20 protein-coding genes are annotated in these 20,901 nt (G+C 72.6%); 16 read left to right on the forward strand and 4 right to left on the reverse strand.

Annotated elements, in window-relative coordinates; genetic code table 11:
- Window positions 1–58: 58 nt before the first annotated feature.
- Complete coding sequence (gene hemW / locus J7E93_RS03940; RefSeq protein ID WP_215065809.1) at window positions 59–1,291, forward strand: radical SAM family heme chaperone HemW; 1,233 nt, start codon at window positions 59–61, stop codon at window positions 1,289–1,291.
- Between the two features lie 189 nt (window positions 1,292–1,480).
- Here the strand turns inward: hemW and J7E93_RS03945 are convergent, their stop codons facing one another.
- Complete coding sequence (locus tag J7E93_RS03945; RefSeq protein ID WP_215065810.1) at window positions 1,481–2,284, reverse strand: DUF3097 domain-containing protein; 804 nt, start codon at window positions 2,282–2,284, stop codon at window positions 1,481–1,483.
- 10 nt (window positions 2,285–2,294) lie between these two features.
- Complete coding sequence (locus tag J7E93_RS03950) at window positions 2,295–3,023, reverse strand: MBL fold metallo-hydrolase (RefSeq protein WP_215065811.1); 729 nt, start codon at window positions 3,021–3,023, stop codon at window positions 2,295–2,297.
- A gap of 148 nt (window positions 3,024–3,171) precedes the next feature.
- On the opposite strand from J7E93_RS03950, the gene hrcA reads away from it, so the two are divergent.
- The 4 genes from hrcA to J7E93_RS03970 all read left to right on the forward strand — a co-directional run bounded on the left by hrcA (window position 3,172) and on the right by J7E93_RS03970 (window position 7,352).
- Window positions 3,172–4,191 (forward strand): heat-inducible transcriptional repressor HrcA, encoded by a 1,020-nt coding sequence (gene hrcA, locus J7E93_RS03955; protein ID WP_215065812.1) that lies wholly within the window; start codon window positions 3,172–3,174, stop codon window positions 4,189–4,191.
- Window positions 4,192–5,331: a molecular chaperone DnaJ gene (gene dnaJ, locus J7E93_RS03960; RefSeq protein WP_215065813.1), complete on the forward strand. Its 1,140-nt coding sequence runs from the start codon at window positions 4,192–4,194 to the stop codon at window positions 5,329–5,331. It begins immediately after the preceding gene.
- Window positions 5,332–5,532: 201 nt separating this feature from the next.
- Entirely contained in the window at window positions 5,533–6,609 is a 1,077-nt protein-coding gene (locus J7E93_RS03965; RefSeq protein ID WP_215065814.1) for a nitronate monooxygenase, read from the forward strand.
- Window positions 6,606–7,352 (forward strand): 16S rRNA (uracil(1498)-N(3))-methyltransferase, encoded by a 747-nt coding sequence (locus tag J7E93_RS03970; protein ID WP_215065815.1) that lies wholly within the window; start codon window positions 6,606–6,608, stop codon window positions 7,350–7,352. The genes J7E93_RS03965 and J7E93_RS03970 overlap by 4 nt, the downstream gene beginning before the upstream one ends.
- On the opposite strand, the gene J7E93_RS03975 is transcribed toward J7E93_RS03970, so the two are convergent.
- A complete protein-coding gene (locus J7E93_RS03975; protein ID WP_308367717.1) occupies window positions 7,349–7,702 on the reverse strand; it encodes a hypothetical protein in 354 nt (117 codons plus the stop codon). The two genes, J7E93_RS03970 and J7E93_RS03975, sit on opposite strands and share 4 nt — an antisense overlap.
- Before the next feature lie 95 nt (window positions 7,703–7,797).
- Between J7E93_RS03975 and J7E93_RS03980 the strand changes: the two genes are divergently transcribed.
- From J7E93_RS03980 to J7E93_RS04005, 6 genes are read left to right on the forward strand one after another with little or no spacing between them, the layout of a single operon-like run.
- A complete protein-coding gene (locus tag J7E93_RS03980; protein WP_215065816.1) occupies window positions 7,798–9,117 on the forward strand; it encodes a tetratricopeptide repeat protein in 1,320 nt (439 codons plus the stop codon).
- On the forward strand, window positions 9,114–10,175 hold the full coding sequence (locus J7E93_RS03985; RefSeq protein WP_215065817.1) for a tetratricopeptide repeat protein: 1,062 nt from the start codon (window positions 9,114–9,116) through the stop codon (window positions 10,173–10,175). The genes J7E93_RS03980 and J7E93_RS03985 overlap by 4 nt, the downstream gene beginning before the upstream one ends.
- An 11-nt stretch (window positions 10,176–10,186) precedes the next feature.
- Window positions 10,187–11,275 carry a tetratricopeptide repeat protein gene (locus J7E93_RS03990; RefSeq protein WP_215065818.1) on the forward strand — a complete coding sequence of 363 codons (1,089 nt, stop codon included), beginning with the start codon at window positions 10,187–10,189 and terminating at the stop codon, window positions 11,273–11,275.
- 43 nt (window positions 11,276–11,318) lie between these two features.
- Window positions 11,319–11,678: a histidine triad nucleotide-binding protein gene (locus J7E93_RS03995; protein ID WP_215065819.1), complete on the forward strand. Its 360-nt coding sequence runs from the start codon at window positions 11,319–11,321 to the stop codon at window positions 11,676–11,678.
- Between the two features lie 3 nt (window positions 11,679–11,681).
- Window positions 11,682–12,584, forward strand: a complete 903-nt coding sequence (locus J7E93_RS04000) for a ribonuclease Z (protein ID WP_215065820.1) — start codon at window positions 11,682–11,684, stop codon at window positions 12,582–12,584.
- Between the two features lie 15 nt (window positions 12,585–12,599).
- Window positions 12,600–13,604, forward strand: coding sequence for an adenosine deaminase (locus J7E93_RS04005; RefSeq protein WP_215065821.1), 1,005 nt, complete (start codon window positions 12,600–12,602; stop codon window positions 13,602–13,604).
- A 40-nt stretch (window positions 13,605–13,644) separates the two neighbouring features.
- Here J7E93_RS04005 and J7E93_RS04010 read toward each other — a convergent pair whose 3' ends face one another.
- A complete protein-coding gene (locus tag J7E93_RS04010) occupies window positions 13,645–15,003 on the reverse strand; it encodes a sugar MFS transporter (protein WP_215065822.1) in 1,359 nt (452 codons plus the stop codon).
- Between the two features lie 262 nt (window positions 15,004–15,265).
- On the opposite strand from J7E93_RS04010, the gene J7E93_RS04015 reads away from it, so the two are divergent.
- The 5 genes from J7E93_RS04015 (at window position 15,266) to J7E93_RS04035 (ending at window position 20,825) form a co-directional block, all read left to right on the forward strand.
- Entirely contained in the window at window positions 15,266–16,378 is a 1,113-nt protein-coding gene (locus tag J7E93_RS04015; protein WP_215065823.1) for a PfkB family carbohydrate kinase, read from the forward strand.
- Window positions 16,379–16,553: 175 nt separating this feature from the next.
- Entirely contained in the window at window positions 16,554–18,656 is a 2,103-nt protein-coding gene (locus J7E93_RS04020) for a PhoH family protein (RefSeq protein WP_215065824.1), read from the forward strand.
- 12 nt (window positions 18,657–18,668) lie between these two features.
- On the forward strand, window positions 18,669–19,166 hold the full coding sequence (ybeY, locus tag J7E93_RS04025; protein WP_215065825.1) for an rRNA maturation RNase YbeY: 498 nt from the start codon (window positions 18,669–18,671) through the stop codon (window positions 19,164–19,166).
- Between the two features lie 22 nt (window positions 19,167–19,188).
- Complete coding sequence (locus tag J7E93_RS04030) at window positions 19,189–20,475, forward strand: hemolysin family protein (protein ID WP_215065826.1); 1,287 nt, start codon at window positions 19,189–19,191, stop codon at window positions 20,473–20,475.
- Window positions 20,472–20,825, forward strand: coding sequence for an MmcQ/YjbR family DNA-binding protein (locus J7E93_RS04035; RefSeq protein WP_215065827.1), 354 nt, complete (start codon window positions 20,472–20,474; stop codon window positions 20,823–20,825). The genes J7E93_RS04030 and J7E93_RS04035 overlap by 4 nt, the downstream gene beginning before the upstream one ends.
- The last annotated feature ends 76 nt before the right edge of the window (window positions 20,826–20,901 follow it).

Genomic DNA, 20,901 nt, shown 5'->3' on the forward strand with positions numbered 1-20,901 from the left:
AGGGCCCGGCTCGGGCAGCGGGAGCGGGTCACCTCGGGCAGTACGGGACAATGGGCTCATGCCTTCCGTACTGCCCGATGGTGAGCCCATGCCCGAGACCGGGGCGCTGCCCGCGCACGCCTTGGAAGGGGCGGCCGAGCGGCCCCTCGGGTTCTATCTGCACGTGCCGTACTGCGCGACGCGCTGCGGCTACTGCGACTTCAACACGTACACCGCCGGCGAGCTGCGCGGTGCAGGCGGCGTGCTCGCCTCCCGGGACAACTACGCGGGGCAGGTCACCGAGGAGATCCGCCTCGCCCGGAAGGTACTCGGCGACGATCCGCGGCCGGTACGGACGGTGTTCGTGGGCGGAGGGACGCCGACGCTCCTCGCCGCCGGGGATCTCGTACGGATGCTGGGGGCGATCCGGGACGAGTTCGGGCTCGCGGACGACGCCGAGGTGACGACGGAGGCGAATCCGGAGTCGGTGGACCCGGCGTATCTGGCGGAGCTGCGCGAGGGCGGGTTCAACCGGATCTCGTTCGGGATGCAGAGCGCACGGCAGCACGTCCTGAAGGTCCTGGACCGTACGCACACGCCCGGCCGCCCCGAGGCGTGCGTCGCCGAGGCGCGGGCGGCGGGCTTCGACCACGTGAACCTGGACCTGATCTACGGCACGCCGGGCGAGTCCGACGACGACTGGCGGGCGTCGCTCGACGCGGCGATCGGCGCGGGCCCCGACCATGTCAGCGCGTACGCGCTCATCGTGGAGGAGGGAACCCAGCTGGCGCGGCGGATCCGCCGCGGCGAGGTCCCGATGACCGACGACGACGTCCACGCGGACCGGTACCTGATCGCGGACTCGGTCTTCGCCGAGGCCGGCTTCGAGTGGTACGAGGTGTCGAACTGGGCCACCTCGGAGGCCGGGCGCTGCCTGCACAACGAGCTGTACTGGCGCGGGGCCGACTGGTGGGGGGCGGGCCCGGGCGCGCACAGCCACGTGGGCGGCGTGCGCTGGTGGAACGTGAAGCACCCGGGCGCGTACGCGGCGGCGCTCGGGGAAGGGCGCTCGCCGGGAGCGGGACGCGAGGTGCTGTCGGCGGAGGACCGCCGGGTGGAGCGGATCCTGCTGGAGCTCCGGCTCCGAGAGGGGTGCCCGCTGGAGCTCCTGCGCCCCGCGGGCCTGGCCGCTGCCGAGCGGGCCCTCGCGGAGGGGTTGCTGGAGGCGGGGGCGTACGGGGTCGGGCGGGCGGTTCTGACGTTGCGGGGGCGGCTGCTGGCGGACGCGGTGGTCCGGGACCTGGTGGACTAGGACCAGGCCGCCGCGCCCTCCGAGCCCCGGACAGGGGCCTGAAACGGCACCGCCCTCGTGGGTTGTGCCCACCCGTTCCGCCCCAGCGGAACAGATGCCCACAACGGGGGTGGGGGCACAGAACAGGGCGGGGCGCGTGCCCACAACGGAGGCGGGGTGCGGGCTTGCGGGGGGCCCGCGGCCGGTGGCCTACGGTGCCGTCACGAAGTCGATCAGTTCTTCCACGCGGCCCAGGAGCGCCGGCTCCAGGTCCTTGTACGTGCGGACCCGGGAGAGGATGTGCTGCCAGGCCGCGCCCGTGTTCTCCGGCCAGCCCAGCGCCCGGCAGACGCCCGTCTTCCAGTCCTGGCCGTGGGGGACGACCGGCCACGCCGGGATGCCCACGGAGGACGGCTTCACCGCCTCCCAGACGTCGATGTAGGGGTGGCCCACGATCAGGACGTCCGGCGACGACACCTGGGACGCGATCCGTGACTCCTTCGAGCCCTCGACGAGATGGTCCACCAGGATGCCCAGTCGGGCGTCCGGCGCCGGGGCGAACTCCGCCACGATCGCCGGGAGGTCGTCGATGCCCTCCAGGTACTCCACGACGACGCCCTCGATCCGCAGGTCGTCGCCCCAGACCCGCTCGACGAGCTCGGCGTCGTGGCGGCCCTCCACGTAGACGCGGCCCGCCCGCGCCACCCGCGCCCGCGCCCCGGGGACCGCGATCGAGCCGGAAGCCGTACGGGTGGGACGTACCGGCGCTCCCGCCGAAGGCCGGACCAGGGTCACGACGCGGCCCTCCAGGAGGAAGCCCCGCGGCTCCATCGGGAAGACCCGGTGCTTGCCGAAGCGGTCCTCCAGGGTCACCGTGCCCGCCTCGCAGCGGACCACCGCCCCGCAGAAGCCCGTCGCGACCTCCTCCACGACCAGGTCGAGGTCCGCCGGGACCTCGGGCACGGGGGCCGACTTCTTCCAAGGGGGCGTCAGATCCGGGTTGTAGCTGCGCATTCGCGCGACGTTATGACACTCCGAAGCGCCGTGCCAGCTCATCCCGCTGCGTCCGCACGAACGTCGCGTCCACGACCGCCCCGTGCCCCGGTACGTACGCCGCCTCCTCCCCGCCGAGAGCCAGCAGCCGGTCGAGCGCCGCCGGCCAGCGCGAGGGGATCGCGTCCCGGCCCGCCTGCGGCTCGCCCGACTCCTCGACCAGGTCGCCGCAGAAGACGACCTCCGCGCCGGCGGCGTCGGGGACCAGGAGCGCCAGGTCGTGGCCCGAGTGCCCCGGACCGACATTGGCCAGCAGCACCTGCCGGCCGCCCAGGTCCAGCGTCCATTCGCCCGACACCGTGTGGCGCGGGGGGACCAGGACGTCCACGGCTTCCGCCGCCGAGACCGGGTCGACGCCGTGGCGTACCGCGGACCGCCGCACCGCGTCCCGCTCCCGTACGAGCAGCTCGTCCAGGCCCACCGCGCCGTACACCTCCGCCCCCGCGAACACCGCCGTGCCCAGCACATGATCGAAGTGCGGGTGGCTCAGTGCGATGTGCGTCACTCTCCGGCCCCCGGCGAGCACCTCCGCCTGCGCCCGCAGCTCCGCGCCCTCGCGCAGCGTGGAGCCCGTGTCGTACAGCAGGACCGCCTTCTCGCCGAGTACCAGGCCCACCGTCGCGTCCCAGACGGGCAGTCGTCGCCTGCCGACCCCGTCCCCGAGCCGCTCCCAGCCGAGCTCTTCCCAATCGACATCCATACGGCGACGCTATCCGCTACGACCCGGCGACCCGGCCTCCTTGCCAGGAGCGATGCCCGCCGCCGTACACTGGCCGGGGGATTCCTGGCACTCGGACAGGGCGAGTGCCAAACACGGAGCAACCGGAACGACAGCTGGAGGTGTGCCCATGCTCAGCGAACGCAGGCTCGAGGTGCTGCGCGCCATCGTCCAGGACTACGTCGGGACGGAGGAGCCGGTCGGCTCCAAGGCGCTCACGGAGCGCCACAGGCTCGGCGTCTCGCCCGCCACCGTGCGCAACGACATGGCCGTCCTGGAGGACGAGGGCTACATCGCCCAGCCGCACACCAGCGCCGGACGCATCCCGACGGACAAGGGCTACCGCCTCTTCGTCGACAAGCTCGCCGGCGTCAAGCCGCTGTCGACGCCCGAGCGGCGCGCGATCCACAACTTCCTCGACGGCGCCGTCGACCTCGACGACGTCGTCGGCCGTACGGTCCGGCTGCTCGCGCAGCTGACCCGGCAGGTCGCCGTCGTGCAGTACCCGTCGCTGACCCGCTCGACGGTCCGGCATGTGGAGCTGCTCTCGCTGGCCCCGGCCCGACTGATGCTCGTGCTGATCACCGACACCGGCCGTGTCGAGCAGCGGATGATCGACTGCCCGGCGCCGTTCGGCGAGGCCTCGCTGGCGGACCTGCGGGCCCGGCTCAACAGCCGGGTCGTCGGCCGCCGTTTCGCGGACGTGCCGCAACTGGTGCAGGATCTGCCGGAGTCCTTCGAGGAGACGGAGGACCGCGGCACGGTCACGACGGTGCTCGCGACCCTGCTCGAAACCCTGGTGGAGGAGCACGAGGAGCGGCTGATGATCGGCGGCACCGCCAACCTCACCCGCTTCGGCCACGACTTCCCCCTCACGATCAGGCCGGTGCTCGAAGCACTCGAGGAGCAGGTCGTGCTCCTCAAGCTGCTCGGCGAGGCCAAGGACTCGGGCATGACCGTACGGATCGGGCACGAGAACGCCCATGAAGGGCTCACCTCCACGTCCGTCGTCGCGGTCGGCTACGGTTCGGGCGACGAGGCAGTCGCCAAACTCGGCGTGGTCGGACCGACCCGCATGGACTACCCCGGAACGATGGGAGCGGTACGCGCAGTGGCACGTTACGTCGGACAGATCCTGGCGGAGTCGTAAGTGGCCACGGACTACTACGCCGTACTCGGCGTACGCCGCGACGCGTCCCAGGACGAGATCAAGAAGGCATTCCGGCGGCTCGCACGCGAGCTGCACCCGGATGTGAATCCCGATCCGAAGACGCAGGAGCGGTTCAAGGAGATCAACGCCGCCTACGAGGTGTTGTCGGACCCGCAGAAGAAGCAGGTCTACGACCTCGGCGGTGACCCGCTCTCCGCGTCCGGCGGTGGCGGCGGGGCCGGCGGCTTCGGCCAGGGCGGCTTCGGGAACTTCTCGGACATCATGGACGCGTTCTTCGGCACGGCGTCGCAGCGCGGGCCGCGCTCGCGCACCCGCCGGGGCCAGGACGCCATGATCCGGCTGGAGATCACCCTCGACGAGGCCGCCTTCGGCACGACGAAGGACATCCAGGTCGACACGGCGGTCGTCTGTACGACCTGTTCCGGCGAAGGCGCCGCGCCCGGCACCTCCGCGCAGACCTGTGACATGTGCCGCGGCCGCGGTGAGGTCTCGCAGGTGACGCGGTCCTTCCTCGGCCAGGTCATGACCTCCCGCCCCTGCCCCCAGTGCCAGGGCTTCGGGACCGTCGTCCCGACGCCGTGCCCGGAGTGCGCGGGCGACGGACGCATCCGCTCGCGCCGCACCCTCACGGTCAAGATCCCGGCCGGCGTCGACAACGGCACCCGCATCCAGCTCGCCGGCGAGGGCGAGGTCGGCCCCGGCGGCGGTCCGGCGGGCGACCTGTACGTCGAGATCCACGAGGTGCCGCACGAGGTCTTCCAGCGGCGCGGCGACGATCTGCACTGCACGGTCACCATCCCCATGACGGCGGGCGCGCTCGGCACGAAGGTGCCGCTGCAGACGCTCGACGGCATGGAGGAGGTCGACATCCGTCCGGGCACGCAGTCCGGCCAGTCGATCCCGCTGCACGGGCGCGGCGTCACGCATCTGCGCGGCGGCGGGCGCGGCGACCTGATCGTGCACGTCGAGGTCATGACCCCGTCGAAGCTGGACCCGGAGCAGGAGCGGCTGCTGCGCGAGCTGGCGAAGCTGCGCGGCGAGGAACGGCCCACCGGCCAGTTCCAGCCGGGGCAGCAGGGCCTGTTCTCGCGCCTGAAGGACGCCTTCAACGGCCGGTAGGCCTGGTCGCCGGGGGTCCGGGGGTCGTCCCCCGGGTCGGCACGGTCAGCCGGGGCGGCAGGGCCTGTTCTCGCGCCTGAAGGACGCTTTCAACGGCCGGTAGGCCTCGCGGTTCCCCGGAGGGGCCGCCGCGCACGCGCACGCGTGGGCGGCGGCCCCTTCGGTTTCGGCCGCGCCGCGGGCGCATGGCACGATGCCTGCATGTCCACCGCACTGAACGATCTCTCCCGATACCCGATCGTGCAGGCCCCCATGGCGGGTGGCGCCTCCTGTCCGCAGCTGGTCGGAGCCGTGTGCGAGGCCGGGGGGCTCGGGTTCCTGGCCGGCGGGTACAAGACCGCCGGAGGTCTGTACCAGGAGATCAAGCAGGTGCGCGGGCTCACCGGACAGCCCTTCGGCGTCAACCTCTTCATGCCGCAGGGCGGACAGGCCGCCGACCCCGCGGCCGTCGAGGTGTACCGGCACCAGCTCGCCGGTGAGGCCACCTGGTACGAGACGGAGCTCGGCGACCCGGACAGCGGACGCGACGACGCGTACGACGCCAAGCTGGCCATCCTCCTGGAGGACCCCGTACCCGTCGTCTCCTTCACCTTCGGCTGCCCCGGCCGGGACACGTTCCACGCCTTCGCCCGCGCCGGTACGTACACGATCGTCACCGTCACCTCCGCCGAGGAGGCGCAGGCCGCGCAGCGGGCCGGCGCCGACGCGGTCTGCGTGCAGGGCGTCGAGGCCGGCGGCCACCAGGGCACGCACCGCGACGACCCGGACGCCGCCCTCGCCGGGACCGGGCTCCTGACCCTCGTCACCCAGGTCCGCGAGACCGTGCGGCTGCCGATCGTCGCGGCCGGCGGGCTCATGCGCGGGGCGCAGATCGCCGCCGTCCTCGCCGCCGGCGCGGACGCCGCCCAGCTCGGCACCGCCTTCCTCGTCTGCCCCGAGTCGGGCGCGCACGCCCTGCACAAGCAGGCCATGACCGACCCGCTCTTCGTACGCACCGAACTCACCCGGGCCTTCTCCGGGCGCCCGGCCCGAGGCCTCGTCAACCGCTTCATGCGCGAGCACGGGCCGTACGCCCCCGCCGCCTACCCCGAGATCCACCACCTCACCACCCCGTTGCGCAAGGCGGCCGCCACCGCGGGCGACGCGCAGGGCATGGCCCTGTGGGCCGGCCAGGGCCACCGGCTGGCCCGCGGACTCCCGGCGGGGCAACTGGTCGAGGTACTGGCCGCCGAACTCGGCACCGCCCTCTCCGCGCAGGCTCACAGGAGCACTTCATGACCGCACCCGTCTTCGTCGTCGACGCCGTCCCCGGTCCCGGCGGCGGTTTCCTGCTCGACGGCCCCGAGGGCCGCCACGCCGTCTCCGTGAAGCGCCTGCGCGCCGGGGAGGAGCTCGTCCTGACCGACGGGCGGGGCGCCTGGGCGGAGTGCGTGGTGACCGCCGCCGAGGGCAAGGACCAGCTGACCGTCGAGGTCGCGGCGGTGCACGAGGACCCCGAGCCCGCACCCCGTATCACCGTCGTCCAGGCGCTGCCCAAGGGCGACCGGGGTGAACTCGCCGTCGAGATCATGACCGAGACCGGCGTCGACGCGATCGTGCCGTGGGCCGCGTCCCGCTGCATCACCCAGTGGAAGGGCGACCGGGGCCTCAAGGCCCTCGCCAAGTGGCGGGCCACGGCGCGCGAGGCGGGCAAGCAGTCCCGCCGCACCCGTTTCCCCGAGGTCGCGGACGCGATGACGACCAAGCAGGTGGCGGCGCTGCTCACGGGCGCCGACTTCGCGGCCGTCCTGCACGAGGACCGCGCCCACCCCAGCGGTGCCCTCGCGGACGCCGCACTCCCCGCGCAGGGCGAGATCGTGCTGGTCGTCGGGCCCGAAGGGGGCGTCTCCCCCGAGGAGTTGGCGGCCTTCGAGGCGGCGGGAGCGAAGCCGTACCGCCTGGGCCACAGCGTGCTGCGCACCTCCACGGCCGGCACGGCGGCGACGGCGCTGCTGCTCGGCCGCACCGGCCGCTGGTCCTAGGCCGTCTCCTCGGACGCCTCCTGGGGCCCCTCGCGCGCCGCGATCGCGTCGAACAGGGGCCAGCCGTCCTCCTCCCGCACGCCGTGTGCGGTGGGGAGGAGGCCGCGCGCCGCGGCCTCGTCGAGGAGGCGGCGCACCACCCCGGGCTCGTTGAGGTTGAGGAAGTGGCCGCCGGTGCCCATGATCTCGCCCGAGCCCAGCGGTGCTTCCCCCACCGCGCGGCCCGGGGCGTCGCGGAAGACCAGGCGGAGCTGGGCGTGGCGGGCGTCGGCGCGGCGCAGGCTCAGGACGTCGCGGCACTCCGGGTGCCGGTGCCTCAGGCTCCAGAGCCAGACGGTGTCGTCCACCACCAGCTTGCGCAGTGCGCCTTTCGCCGCATCCGCCCACCCTAATCTTCGGGCACCCGGTGAACCAGCGCCCAAGGGCCCTTCATAGGCTGGTCCGCATGCCCGACGAGTCCCCTCTTCTCCGTAGCCTGCGCGCCGCCATCGCCGCCGCCCCCGGTGACGTACCCCTGCGCCTGCACTTCGCCGAACTGCTCCTCGCCGAAGGCCGGAACGACGAGGCCGTCACGGAGGCGGCCGTCGCGCTCCAGCACGCTCCCGGCGACGAGGCCGCCCGCGCCCTGATGGTCCGCGCGATGGGCGCGCCGGCCCCGGGCCCGGCTCCCGCCCCGGCTCCCGCGCCCCCGGAGGAGTCCGAGGGCCCCGCGCCCTTCGACTGGGCCGCCGCGGAACAGGAGGTCGGGGACCTCGTCGGCCCCCGCTTCGTCGAGAGCGGCACCGAGAGCGGTACGGAGAGCGGTTCGCAGAGCGGCACCGGAAGCGGTATCGAGGAGCCGCTCACCGCCGACGGCAGCGGCGACCCCGGGGACGCCTCCGCCTGGGACGTCGACGCCCCCGGTTCCGTACGCCTCGCCGACGTCGGCGGCATGCAGGAGGTCAAGGACCGCCTGGAGGCCGCGTTCCTCGCCCCCATGCGCAACCCCGAACTGCGCAAGCTCTACGGCAAGTCGCTGCGCGGCGGCCTCCTCCTCTACGGCCCGCCCGGCTGCGGCAAGACCTTCATCGCCCGCGCCGTCGCGGGCGAGCTCGGCGCGAGCTTCATGTCGATCTCGCTCTCCGACATCCTCGACATGTACATCGGCACGTCCGAGAAGAACGTCCACGACATCTTCGAGACCGCCCGCCGCCAGGCCCCCTGCGTCGTCTTCCTCGACGAGCTCGACGCCCTCGGCGCCAAGCGCTCCCGCACCCACCACAGCGGCCTGCGCAACGTCGTCAACCAGCTCCTCACCGAACTCGACGGCATCAACGGCGCCGAGAACGAAGGCGTCTTCGTGCTCGCCGCCACCAACGTCCCCTGGGACGTGGACCTCGCCCTGCGCCGCCCCGGCCGCCTCGACCGCACCCTGCTCGTGCTGCCGCCCGACGGCCCCGCCCGCGAGGCGATCCTCCGCTACCACCTGCGCGAGCGCCCCATCGAATCCGTCGACCTGGGCAAACTCGTCAAGGCCACCGAGGACTTCTCGGGCGCCGACCTCGCCCATCTCTGCGAGACCGCCGCCGAGTCCGCGCTCCTCGACTCCGCCCGCACCGGCACCGTACGCATGATCAACATGAAGGACCTGCTGGGTGCGGCGAAGCAGCTCAGGCCCTCCAGCGAGTCCTGGTTCGCCTCCGCCCGCAATGTGGCGATGTTCGCCAACGACGGCGGGATGTACGACGACCTGGTCGCCTACCTGAAGAAGAAGCGCAAGCTGTGACCCTGCATCCGCAGGTCGAACAGGCCCGGCTGCTCTATGAGATGTCACGTCCGCGGGAGGGCCACGAGCTGATCGGCCGCCGCCTCGCCGAGGACCCCGACGATCACCAGGCGTGGGCGGTGCTCGGCCAGTGCCTGATGAGCCTGGGAAGGCCCTCCGAGGCCCTCGCCGCCGTCATGGAGTCGCTGAGGCTCGAACCCGGGTATGTGGACGCCCACTTCGTGCGTGGCTGGATCCTGCGCCGCATGGACCGGCTGCCCGAGGCCGACGCGGCGCAGCGCGAGGCCATCCGCATCGACCCGCATGCCTGGGGCCCGCGCCGGCAGCGCGCCGAAATGCTGCTCCAGCTGGCGCCGGACCGTCCCGAGGAATCCCTCCGGGAGGCCCGGGAGGCGGTGCGGATCGGACCGGAAGAGGCCCAGCCCTGGGAGACGATGTACAAGGTCGCTTCGTTCCACGGGCGGACCGACCTGGCCGAGGAAGCCGTCCGGCAGCTGCTGAGGATCGATCCCGCCCACAGCCTCGCCGTCACGGTCAGCGCGGAGCGCGAGGCGGCCAGGCCCGGCACCTCCGCCGCCCGGGCCGCGGACGTCTACGCCGGCGGCCTCGCCGCCGCCCCCGACTCCGAGGCGCTCCGCAAGGAGCTCGACAAGGCCGTCTACCGGATGCTGCGCGGCACCCGGTGGCTCGCCCTGCTCTGCCTCGTCATGGCCGGTGTCACCGTCGACATCTTCCCCACCGACGGCGAGGAGCCGAAGGAGCTGCCGATCCACCTCGGCACCCGGCTCTGGGCGCTCGCGCTGATGGCGGCCGTCTGGGGATTCGGTGCGTGGAGGCGCTACCGGAGGATGCGGACCGGCGCCCGGCTGACCGTACGCGCCCTGGTGCGGCGGGAGTTCTGGGCGCGCGTCGTCCTGGGTCAGGCGACCCTCGCCACGCTGTGCGCGCTGCTGATCGTCACCGCACCGTGGACCGATCGGCTCGTCCCCCAGATCCTGTTCTGGCTGGGGCTCGTACCGAACCTGCTCAGCATCACCCACGACCGGGACAAGATCTGATGAACACGGGCATGAACCAGGACCTGGCGCGGGCGGACGCGCTCTTCGACGTCGGACGGTACGAACAGGCCGCCGCCCTCGCCGCGCGGCATCTGGCGACCGACCCGGACGACACCGGCGCCCTCGTGCTCCTCGCCCGCTGCCAGCACCGCCTGGGCCGGGAGCGGGAGGCCCTCGCCACCGTCGAACGGGCCCTGCGCGCCGAGCCCGACGGACTGCCGGCCTGGCTGATGCGCACCCACATCCTCCTCGCGCTCAAGCAGTACGAGGAGGCCGAGCGCTCCGCCCGGCACTCCGTCGAACTCGCCCCCCACTACTGGGGCAGCCACTACTCCCTCGGCACCGTCCTCGACCGGTCCAGCCGCAGGGAACGGCAGCACGAGGCGTACGAGGCGGCCCGCCGCGCCGTCGCTCTCGCCCCGGGGGAGAGCGACGCCCACTTCCTCGTGGGGCTCACCGCCCACCGCACCGGCAACCACCGCGTCGCCGAACAGGCCTACGAGACGGCGCTGCGCCTGGACCCGCAGAGCAGCGAGGCCCACAACAACCTCTCCCTCCTGCAACTGCGCCGCCGCTGGTTCCGGCGCGGGGCGTGGACGAAGGCCGCGGCGGGCTTCGTCGAGTCCGCGGCCCTCGACACGAACGACCGGCAGGCCCGCTACAACCTGGAGGCGATGGCCTGGGGCACCGTCGCGGGCGCCCGCTGGGTGGCCCTGCTCGGCTTCGTCGGCGCCGCACTCGGCTCGGCGTCGCTGCGCACCGGATCCACGGGCGCCGACGCCCTCGTCCCGTACCTGATCGGGGTCGCCGTGATCGTGGGCGGCTGGGGCGGCTGGGCGCTGTGGCTGACCCGGCGCGTGCCGCCCCGGCTGCGCCGCCCCCTGCTCCTGGTGGCGCGGGGCAGCCGGCCGGTGGTCGCGATGGGCGCCGCGGTCGGACTGCTCGGTCTGCACTCGATGGTCGCGATGGCGCTGTGGACGGCGGACTCCTCCGTCGTCGGGGCGCTCGGCTATCCCCTGTTCTGGGCCGTGGTGATCACCTACTGGGTGAGCCGCGCCGCTCTCAGGCGCCGCGCACCGGCTCCCGAGCACGGCCGATAGCATGCCGGTGTACTGATCGACACCAGGCGAGGAGGCCCGGATCATGGCCGGAGAGCCGCAGAGCGACTGCCTGTTCTGCAAGATCGCGGAAGGGGAGGTGCCGGCGACGATCGTGCGCGAGACGGAGACCACGATCGCCTTCCGGGACATCAACCCGCAGGCACCCACGCATGTCCTCGTCATCCCGCGCCTCCACTACCCGGATGCCGCCTCGCTCGCCGCCGCCGCGCCGACCGTCGCCGCCGACATGCTGCGCGAGGCGGGCGAGATCGCCGCGCAGGAGAAGGTCGACGGCAGCGGTTTCCGGATCGTCTTCAACACCGGCGCCGGTGCCGGCCAGACCGTCTTCCACGCCCACGCGCACGTCCTCGGCGGCCGCGGCCTCAACTGGCCCCCCGGATAACCCGTGTCCGTACGCGAACTGGTCGTCCTCGGCACCGCGAGCCAGGTCCCGACCCGGCACCGCAACCACAACGGCTATCTGCTGCGCTGGGACGGGCAGGGCATCCTCTTCGACCCCGGCGAGGGCACCCAGCGCCAGATGCTGCGGGCCGGGGTCGCCGCCCACGACCTCGACCGGATCTGCGTCACGCACTTCCACGGCGACCACTCCCTGGGGCTGGCCGGCGTGATCCAGCGGATCAACCTCGACCAGGTCCCGCACCCGGTCACCGCCCACTACCCGGCGAGCGGCCAGCGCTTCTTCGAGCGGCTGCGGTACGCGACCGCCTACCGCGAGACCGTACGGCTGACCGAGACCCCCGTCGCCGCCGACGGCCCCCTCGCCGTCACCGACTCGTACACCCTCGACGCGTACCGGCTCTCGCACCCCGTCGAGTCGTACGGCTACCGGCTCACCGAGCCCGACGGGCGCCGGATACGGCCAGAACGGCTCGCCGCGCACGGCATCAAGGGCCCGGACGTGGGCCGCCTCCAGCGCGAGGGCGTCCTGAACGGCGTGACCCTGGACGAGGTCAGCGAGGTCAGGCGCGGGCAGCGGTTCGCCTTCGTCATGGACACCCGGCTCTGTGACGGGGTACGCGTGCTCGCCGAGGGCGCCGACATGCTCGTCATCGAGTCGACCTTCCTCGACGAGGACGTCCGGCTCGCCACCGACCACGGCCATCTGACGGCCGGACAGGCCGCCGCGGTCGCGCGGGACGCGGGGGTACGGCATCTCGTCCTGACCCACTTCTCGCAGCGGTACAGCGACCCGGCGGAGTTCGAACGGCAGGCCCGCGCGGCCGGGTTCGCGGGCGAGCTGAGCATTGCCCAGGACCTGATGAGGGTCCCCCTCCCCAAGAGATAGACGGACGAAAGACCCATGCCCCTTCCCCTCCCCAAGGCCGAACTGCACCTGCACATCGAGGGCACGCTCGAACCCGAGCTGGCGTTCGCGCTGGCCGCGCGCAACGGCGTCACGCTGCCGTACGCGGACACCGAGGAGCTGCGCAAGGCGTACCTCTTCAGCGATCTGCAGTCCTTCCTGGACCTCTACTACGGGCTGATGGCCGTCCTGCACACGGCGGACGACTTCACCGAACTCGCCGACGCGTATCTGACGCGGGCCGCGGCCCAGGGCGTCCGGCACGCCGAGATCTTCTTCGACCCGCAGGCGCACACCGCCCGCGGGATCCCGATCGGCACGGTGATCGAGGGCCTGGCCCGTGCGCTGGACGGGGCGCAGGAGCGGCACGGCGTCTCGACCCGGCTGATCATGTGCTTCCTGCGCGACGAGTCGGCCGAATCGGCGATGGCGACCCTGGAGTCCGCGAAGCCGTATCTGCACCGGATCACGGGCGTCGGCCTGGACTCGGCGGAGGTCGGCCATCCGCCGTCGAAGTTCCGCGAGGTGTACGCGGCGGCGGAGTCGCTCGGCCTGCGCAAGGTCGCCCACGCGGGCGAGGAGGGCCCGCCGGCCTACATCCGCGAGGCCCTGGACGTCCTCGGTGTGGAGCGGATCGACCACGGGCTGCGCTGCGTGGAGGACCCGGAGCTGGTGGAGCGGCTCGTACGGGAACGGGTGCCGCTGACGCTCTGTCCGCTGTCGAACGTACGGCTCCGGGCCATCGACGTCCTGGAGGACCACCCGCTGGCCTCGATGCTGGCCGCGGGGCTGATGGCGACCGTCAACTCCGACGACCCGGCGTACTTCGGCGGCTACGTGGGCGACACCTTCGACGCGGTGCGCGGCGCGCTGGGCCTGGACCGCGAGCAGCTGCGGACGCTGGCCCGCAACTCCTTCGAGGCCTCGTTCCTCGACGACGACGAGGACCGCAGGGCGCGATACCTGGCGGAGGTCGAGGCGTACGACTTCGACGCGGTGTAGAGCTCCCCGGCTCTCCTGCCCTGCCTGCCCCCTAGCCGCCCTAGCCGCCCTGGCCTCCGTCGCCGGGGCGGGCCAGGCGGAAGGAGCGCTGGGCTGCGGCGGCGCGGCGGCGGGACGGCACCGGGACGGAGGCGACCTCCTGTTCCGGGGCGCCCATCTGCGGGACCAGGCCGGTGGCCGCCGTCGTCGTGCCCGCGACGACGGCCGCCGGGGCGCCGCCGCGGCGGCGGACCGAGCCCGGGACCAGGGGGCGGCCCGAGGTGTGCAGGGCGACCGCCGTCATCGGCGCCGCGACCAGCAGGAGCAGGGCGCACAGGATCAGGCCCATGCCCGGATACCCCGCCTGCTCGGACAGCACACTGCCGGTGACCGGGCCGCAGGCCACGCCCAGGGAGGACGCCGAGCCGACCAGCACCGCCCAGCGGCCGCGCGGGTCCAGGGAGGCGGCCAGGCCCAGCAGGTACGACAGGACGACCGGGTAGAAGACGTTCCACAGGATCTCGCCGGTCGCGAAGGCCACCAGGCTCTCGGCGCCCGAACTGACCAGCACACAGACGGCGATGACCGCCGTACCCGCCCCGACCGGCACGGCGCGGCCCAGCCGGGAACCGAGCGCCCCGGCCGCCAGGACGCCCGCGAGCCCGGCGCCCAGCGCCACCGCGAAGACCGCTCCGACGGTGACCTCGCCGAGCCCCGCCTGAGTGACGCCGATCCGGCCGCTGACGCCCCACAGGGCGTTCTGCGCCAGGGACCAGAGCAGGATCGCGGCGGCGAGCACGACACCGGAGCGCCGGTGCGGGAGCGGCGCCCGCACCCCGCCGCGGGACGTCCCCGCCCGTGCGGGCGCGCGGTCGGCGGGGTCGGCCGGCCCCGTCAGCCCACCCGTCAGCGGCCAGACCAGCGCAGCCGTCAGCGCGATCGACGCGAAGGGCAGCGCGTGGCCGGCGCCGAGGTGGGGGAGGGTCAGATAGAGCGCGCCCGCCGTCGCCGAGACCGAGAGCAGGCCGAGGGTGGAGGCCCGGTGCGGGTCGGGCTGCGCGGCGATCCCGGCCGCGGCCACCGCCAGGACCGTACCCGAGCCGAGGCCGCCGACGACCGCGCCGCCGATCACCAGCGGGACGCTCGCGGTGAGCGCCGCCGAGCCGTAGCCGGCGCCCATGGCCAGCAGGCCGATTCTCGCCGCCCGGCGCGGGCCGAGCCGTTCCACGCGCGCGGCCAGCGCGAAGCCGGCCGAGGCGGAGGAGAGCAGGAGGACCGAGCCCACGAGCCCCGCCTGGGCGGGGGTGAGTCCGAGCCCGGCCGAGAGCCGGCCGACGACGGTGGGGAGCAGGTACGGGGCGAGATAACCGGCCGTGAACAGGGCGACAAGGGGCCCCAGGGCACGCGGGCGCGACGACATGGGCGTTCCAGGGAACAGGTGAGAAAGGGGTGGAGCGCCCGGTGTTGCACGGGATCGCGGAACATGTGTATCAAGCGACCGGCGGCCCGGAGAAGCCCGGAGAGGGTGGAATCCGCCCATTGCCTTCGTGATCTGGGTCACTATGGGGTTTGGAGCTGGGGGAGCCGGGTAGTGGTGGCTCTTTTTCTGGCTGCGTCACCCCCGTCGCCCGGCCCTCATCGGGCACACTGGGCTGATCCGCACCACGACCGGGGAGCCTGCCGTGACCACAGCAAGGGGAGAGCAGCAACACGACGCCGGGGTCGACCCGTTGGTGTGCCTGCGCGAGCCCACCGACCCCGAGTGCGACGTCTTCCTCACCGGCACGGTCTTCCTCGACATCATCTTCACCGGCCTCGACAGCGCCCCCGTGCGCGGCACCGAATCCTGGGCCAGGGGCATGGGTTCCAGCCCCGGCGGCGTCGCCAACATGGCCACCGCCCTCGCCCGCCTCGGCCTGCGCACCTCGCTCGCCGCCGCCTTCGGCGACGACCACTACGGCGAGTACTGCTGGGACGCCCTGGAGCAGGGCGAGGGCATCGACCTCTCGCTCTCCCGGACGGTGCCCGGCTGGCACTCGCCGGTCACCGTCTCCATGGCGTACGAGGGCGAACGCACGATGGTCTCGCACGGCCACGAGGCCCCGCCCCTGGACGGCGCCCTGCCGGCCTACCCGCCGCACGCGCGCGCCGCCGTCGCCTCCCTGGTGCCCGGCCGCGCCGAGGAGTGGGTCGCCCAGGCCGCCCGGGGCGGCGCCAAGGTCTTCGCCGACGTCGGCTGGGACGAGACCGGCGGCTGGGACCTGGCCGGCCTCACCGACCTGGAGCACTGCGAGGCGTTCCTGCCCAACGCCCAGGAGGCGATGCGCTACACCCGCACCGACACCCCGAAGGCCGCCGCCCACGCGCTCGCCGACCGGGTCCGTTACGCGGTGGTCACCCTCGGTGCGGAAGGCGCCTACGCGGTCGACGGCGCCACCGGTGAGACCGCGGAGGTCCCGGCCATCCAGGTCTCCGCCCTCGACCCGACCGGCGCCGGTGACGTCTTCGTCGCCGGCTTCGTCACCGGAACGCTCGCCGGCTGGCCGCTCGCCGACCGGCTCGCCTTCGCCGGTCTGACCGCGGCGCTGTCGGTGCAGGAGTTCGGCGGCTCGCTCTCCGCTCCCGGCTGGGGCGAGGTCGCCGCCTGGTGGCAGCACGTCCAGGGGCACGTCTGCCAGGACCCGGCGGCGCTGCGCGGCCGCTACGCCTTCCTGGAGCGCCTGCTCCCGGCCGCGACCCGCCCGTGGCCCCTGCGCCGGGCGGTCCCCACGATCGGCTTCCGCCGTTCGGCCTGAGCCGCAGCCCGGCCGGAGCCGCCGCCCGGCCCGAGCCGTCTGCCCGCCTTCCCGTACCCCGTCCCGGTAAAAGGCTTCGGCCTTGTCAGTGACAAGTCGTAGGCTTGGTACCCAGAGGTTGTCGAGCAGCGAGAACCCTGCAACGGGAGGTATGTGCAGGCCACAGTGCCGGCCCATGACTCAGACACCCACAGCCCGCAATGGCGCGCCGGGCGAGGTCCGCGCCCACTTCACCGTCCCCGCGAAGCATCCGATGGTGACCGTTCTCGGCTCCGGCGACGCCCTCCTGCGCGTGATCGAGAAGGCGTTCCCGAAGACCGACATCCATGTCCGGGGCAACCAGGTCAGCGCGGTGGGAGACGCGGCGGAAGTCGCGCTGATCCAGCGCCTGTTCGACGAGATGATGCTGGTGCTCCGCACCGGACAGCCGATGACGGAGGACGCAGTGGAACGCTCGATCGCCATGCTCAGGGCGAGCGAGAACGGCAAGGCGGAGGCGGGTCAGGAGACCCCGGCCGAGGTGCTCACCCAGAACATCCTCTCCAGCCGCGGTCGGACCATTCGCCCCAAGACCCTCAACCAGAAGCGGTACGTCGACGCGATCGACAAGCACACGGTCGTCTTCGGCATCGGCCCCGCCGGTACCGGCAAGACGTACCTGGCCATGGCCAAGGCGGTCCAGGCCCTGCAGTCCAAGCAGGTCACCCGGATCATCCTCACCCGGCCGGCCGTCGAGGCGGGCGAGCGGCTCGGCTTCCTGCCCGGCACGCTCTACGAGAAGATCGACCCCTACCTGCGGCCGCTCTACGACGCGCTGCACGACATGCTCGACCCCGACTCGATCCCCAAGCTGATGGCCTCGGGCACGATCGAGGTCGCGCCGCTGGCGTACATGCGGGGCCGCGCGCAGCCCGTCTTCACGAACGTGCTGACGCCGGATGGCTGGCGTCCGATCGGCGACCTGGAGGTCGGTGACCTCGTCGTCGGCTCGAACGGCGAACCGACCCCGGTCCTCGGCGTCTATCCGCAGGGCGAGAAGGACGTCTACCGGGTCTCCGCACAGGACGGTTCCTGGACCCTGTGTTGTGGCGAGCACCTGTGGACGGTCCGTACGGCGTCGGACAAGCGTCGCGACAAGCCGTGGCGGGTCCTGGAGACCCAGGAGATGATCGGCAACCTGCGGGCGGCGCACGCCCGCCGTTACGAGCTGCCGCTGCTCACCGCGCCTGTGGCTCTGCCCGAGCGTGAGGTCCCGATGGACCCCTACGCACTCGGGCTGCTGCTCGGTGACGGCTGCCTGACGGGCTCCACCACGCCGTCGTTCTCCACCGAGGACACCGAACGCGCGGATGCGCTGGAAGCGGCTCTGCCGGGCGTGGCGGTGCGCGCGAAGGGCGGCCCGGACTACATCCTGAATCGGGTCACGTCGCCGGGCGACGTCATCACCCTCGAGAACCCCGTCACCAGGGTGCTCAGGACGCTCGGCCTGGTCGGTACCCGGTCGCACAGCAAGTTCGTGCCGGACGACTACCTGTTCAACTCGGCAGAGGTCCGGCTGGCCCTGCTTCAGGGGCTCCTCGACTCCGACGGCGGCCCGGTCACCCAGGCCGACCGCACCTGCCGGATTCAGTACACGACCGCCTCCATCGTGCTGCGTGACGACGTCATCGCCCTCGTGCAGTCGCTGGGCGGTGTCGCGTCCACCCGCCGCAGGGCTGCGGAAGGCCGGGTGCCGGGGAGGGCCAAGGGACGCCCGGTCGAGCACCGGTACGACGCCCACATCGTCGACATCCGGCTCCCGGAGGGCATCGAGCCCTTCCGCCTCGCCCGCAAGCGCGACAAGTACCACGCGGCGGGCGGCGGTGGCCGGCCGATGCGGTTCATCGACTCCATCGAGCCGGCGGGACGTGAGGAGACGGTCTGCATCCAGGTGGCGGCGGAGGACTCGCTGTACGTCACGCAGGACTATCTGCTGACGCACAACACGCTCAACGACGCGTTCATCATCCTCGACGAGGCGCAGAACACCAGCCCGGAGCAGATGAAGATGTTCCTGACGAGGCTCGGCTTCGACTCGAAGATCGTCATCACCGGTGACATCACCCAGGTCGACCTCCCCGGTGGCACCAAGAGCGGCCTGCGCCAGGTCCAGGACATCCTGGAAGGCGTGGACGACGTGCACTTCTCGCGCCTCACGTCGCACGATGTCGTACGGCACAAGCTCGTCGGCCGTATCGTCGACGCGTACGAGCAGTACGACAGCCGCAACGGGAAGTAGTAACAGAGCACCATGTCGATCGACGTCAACAACGAGTCCGGAACCGAGGTCGACGAGCAGGCGATCCTCGACATCGCCCGCTACGCCCTCGCGCGGATGCGCATCCACCCGCTCTCCGAGCTCTCCGTGATCGTCGTGGACGAGGAGGCGATGGAGCAGCTCCACATGCAGTGGATGGACCTGCCGGGCCCGACGGACGTCATGTCCTTCCCGATGGACGAGCTCCGTCCGCCGTCGAAGGACGACGAGGAGCCGCCGCAGGGGCTCCTCGGCGACATCGTGCTCTGCCCCGAGGTCGCCACCCAGCAGGGCAAGGACGCGCCGACGCAGCACTCCATGGACGAGGAGCTCCAGCTCCTCACCGTCCACGGAGTGCTGCACCTGCTCGGCTACGACCACGAGGAGCCGGACGAGAAGGCGGAGATGTTCGGTCTCCAGGCCGCCATCGTCGACGGCTGGCGCGCGGAGAAGGGCCTGACCGGCCCGTCCCCGGCGCCGACCGTCTCCTGAGCCGCAGTCGAAACCGGATCCGATGAACGCATCGCTGATCTTCGGCGCGGTCGCCCTCGTCGTCGTCGCCTGGCTCGCCGCCTGCGCCGAGGCCGGTCTCGCCCGCGTCTCCAGCTTCCGCGCCGCCGAGGCCGTACGGTCCGGGCGGCGCGGTGCCGAGAAGCTCACCGAGGTCGCCTCCGACCCCACCCGCTACCTCAACGTGGCGCTCCTCGTGCGCGTCTCCTGCGAGATGGCGGCCGGGGTTCTCGTCACCTACGCGTGCCTGGAGGAGTTCCCCCAGACCTGGGAGGCGCTGCTCGTCGCCATCGCGGTGATGGTCCTGGTGAGTTACGTCGCCGTCGGCGTCTCGCCGCGCACCATCGGCCGCCAGCACCCGCTGAACACGGCCACCGCCGCCGCGTACGTCCTGCTGCCGCTGGCCCGGATCATGGGCCCGATCCCGCAGCTGCTCATCCTCATCGGCAACGCGCTCACCCCCGGCAAGGGCTTCCGCAAGGGCCCCTTCGCCTCCGAGGCCGAGCTGCGGGCGATGGTGGACCTCGCCGAGCAGGAGTCGCTGATCGAGGACGACGAGCGCCGGATGGTGCACTCCGTCTTCGAGCTCGGCGACACGCTCGTACGTGAGGTGATGGTGCCCCGCACCGACCTGATCTGCATCGAGCGGTACAAGACGATCCGTCAGGCCCTCACCCTCGCGCTGCGCTCCGGCTTCTCGCGGATCCCGGTCACCGGCGAGAACGAGGACGACATCGTCGGCATCGTGTATCTGAAGGACCTGGTCCGCAAGACGCACATCAACCGCGACGCGGAGGCGGACCTGGTGTCGACGGCGATGCGGCCGGCCGCGTTCGTGCCGGACACCAAGAACGCGGGCGACCTGCTGCGGGAGATGCAGCAGGAGCGCAACCACGTCGCCGTCGTCATCGACGAGTACGGCGGAACGGCCGGGATCGTCACCATCGAGGACATCCTGGAGGAGATCGTCGGTGAGATCACCGACGAGTACGACCGCGAACTCCCCCCGGTCCAGGAGCTGGGCGACGACCGCTACCGGGTCACCGCCCGCCTCGACATCGGCGACCTCGGCGAGCTGTACGGCTTCGGTCCCGACGAGTACGACGACGAGGACGTGGAGACGGTCGGCGGGCTGCTCGCCAAGGCGCTCGGCCGGGTGCCCATCGCCGGGGCGAAGGCGGCCGTGCGGCTGCCGGACGGGCGCTCGCTCCGGCTCACCGCCGAGTCCCCCGCGGGTCGGCGGAACAAGATCGTCACGGTGCTCGTCGAACCGGAGGAGAGGCCGGCATGACCCCCGACCAGGTGCGCGCGTTCTGTCTGGGCTTCAACGACGCGACGGAGGAGTTCCCGTTCGGACCGGAGGCCTCCGTCTTCAAGGTCGCGGGGAAGATGTTCGCCCTCTCGGCGCTGGACGCCGAGCCGCTGAGGATCAACCTCAAGTGCGAGCCCGAGGAGGCGGTACGGCTCCGCGAGGAGCACCCGGCCGTCGCCCCCGGCTACCACATGAACAAGCGCCACTGGAACACGGTGACGGTCGGCGGGCTCCCGGACCGGATGGTCCGGGAGCTCATCGAGGACTCCTACGACCTGGTCGTCGCCGGCCTCCCCAAGGCGGTACGGCTCCGCCTCGACCGCCCCTAGGACGACCGGCACCGGCCATGACCGGCCCGGTCACGACGGGCGCCCAGGACGACTGGCACCGGCGATGACCGGCCCG

Origin of the sequence: Streptomyces sp. ISL-36, assembly GCF_018614205.1 — a bacterium.
GTDB lineage: Bacteria > Actinomycetota > Actinomycetes > Streptomycetales > Streptomycetaceae > Streptomyces.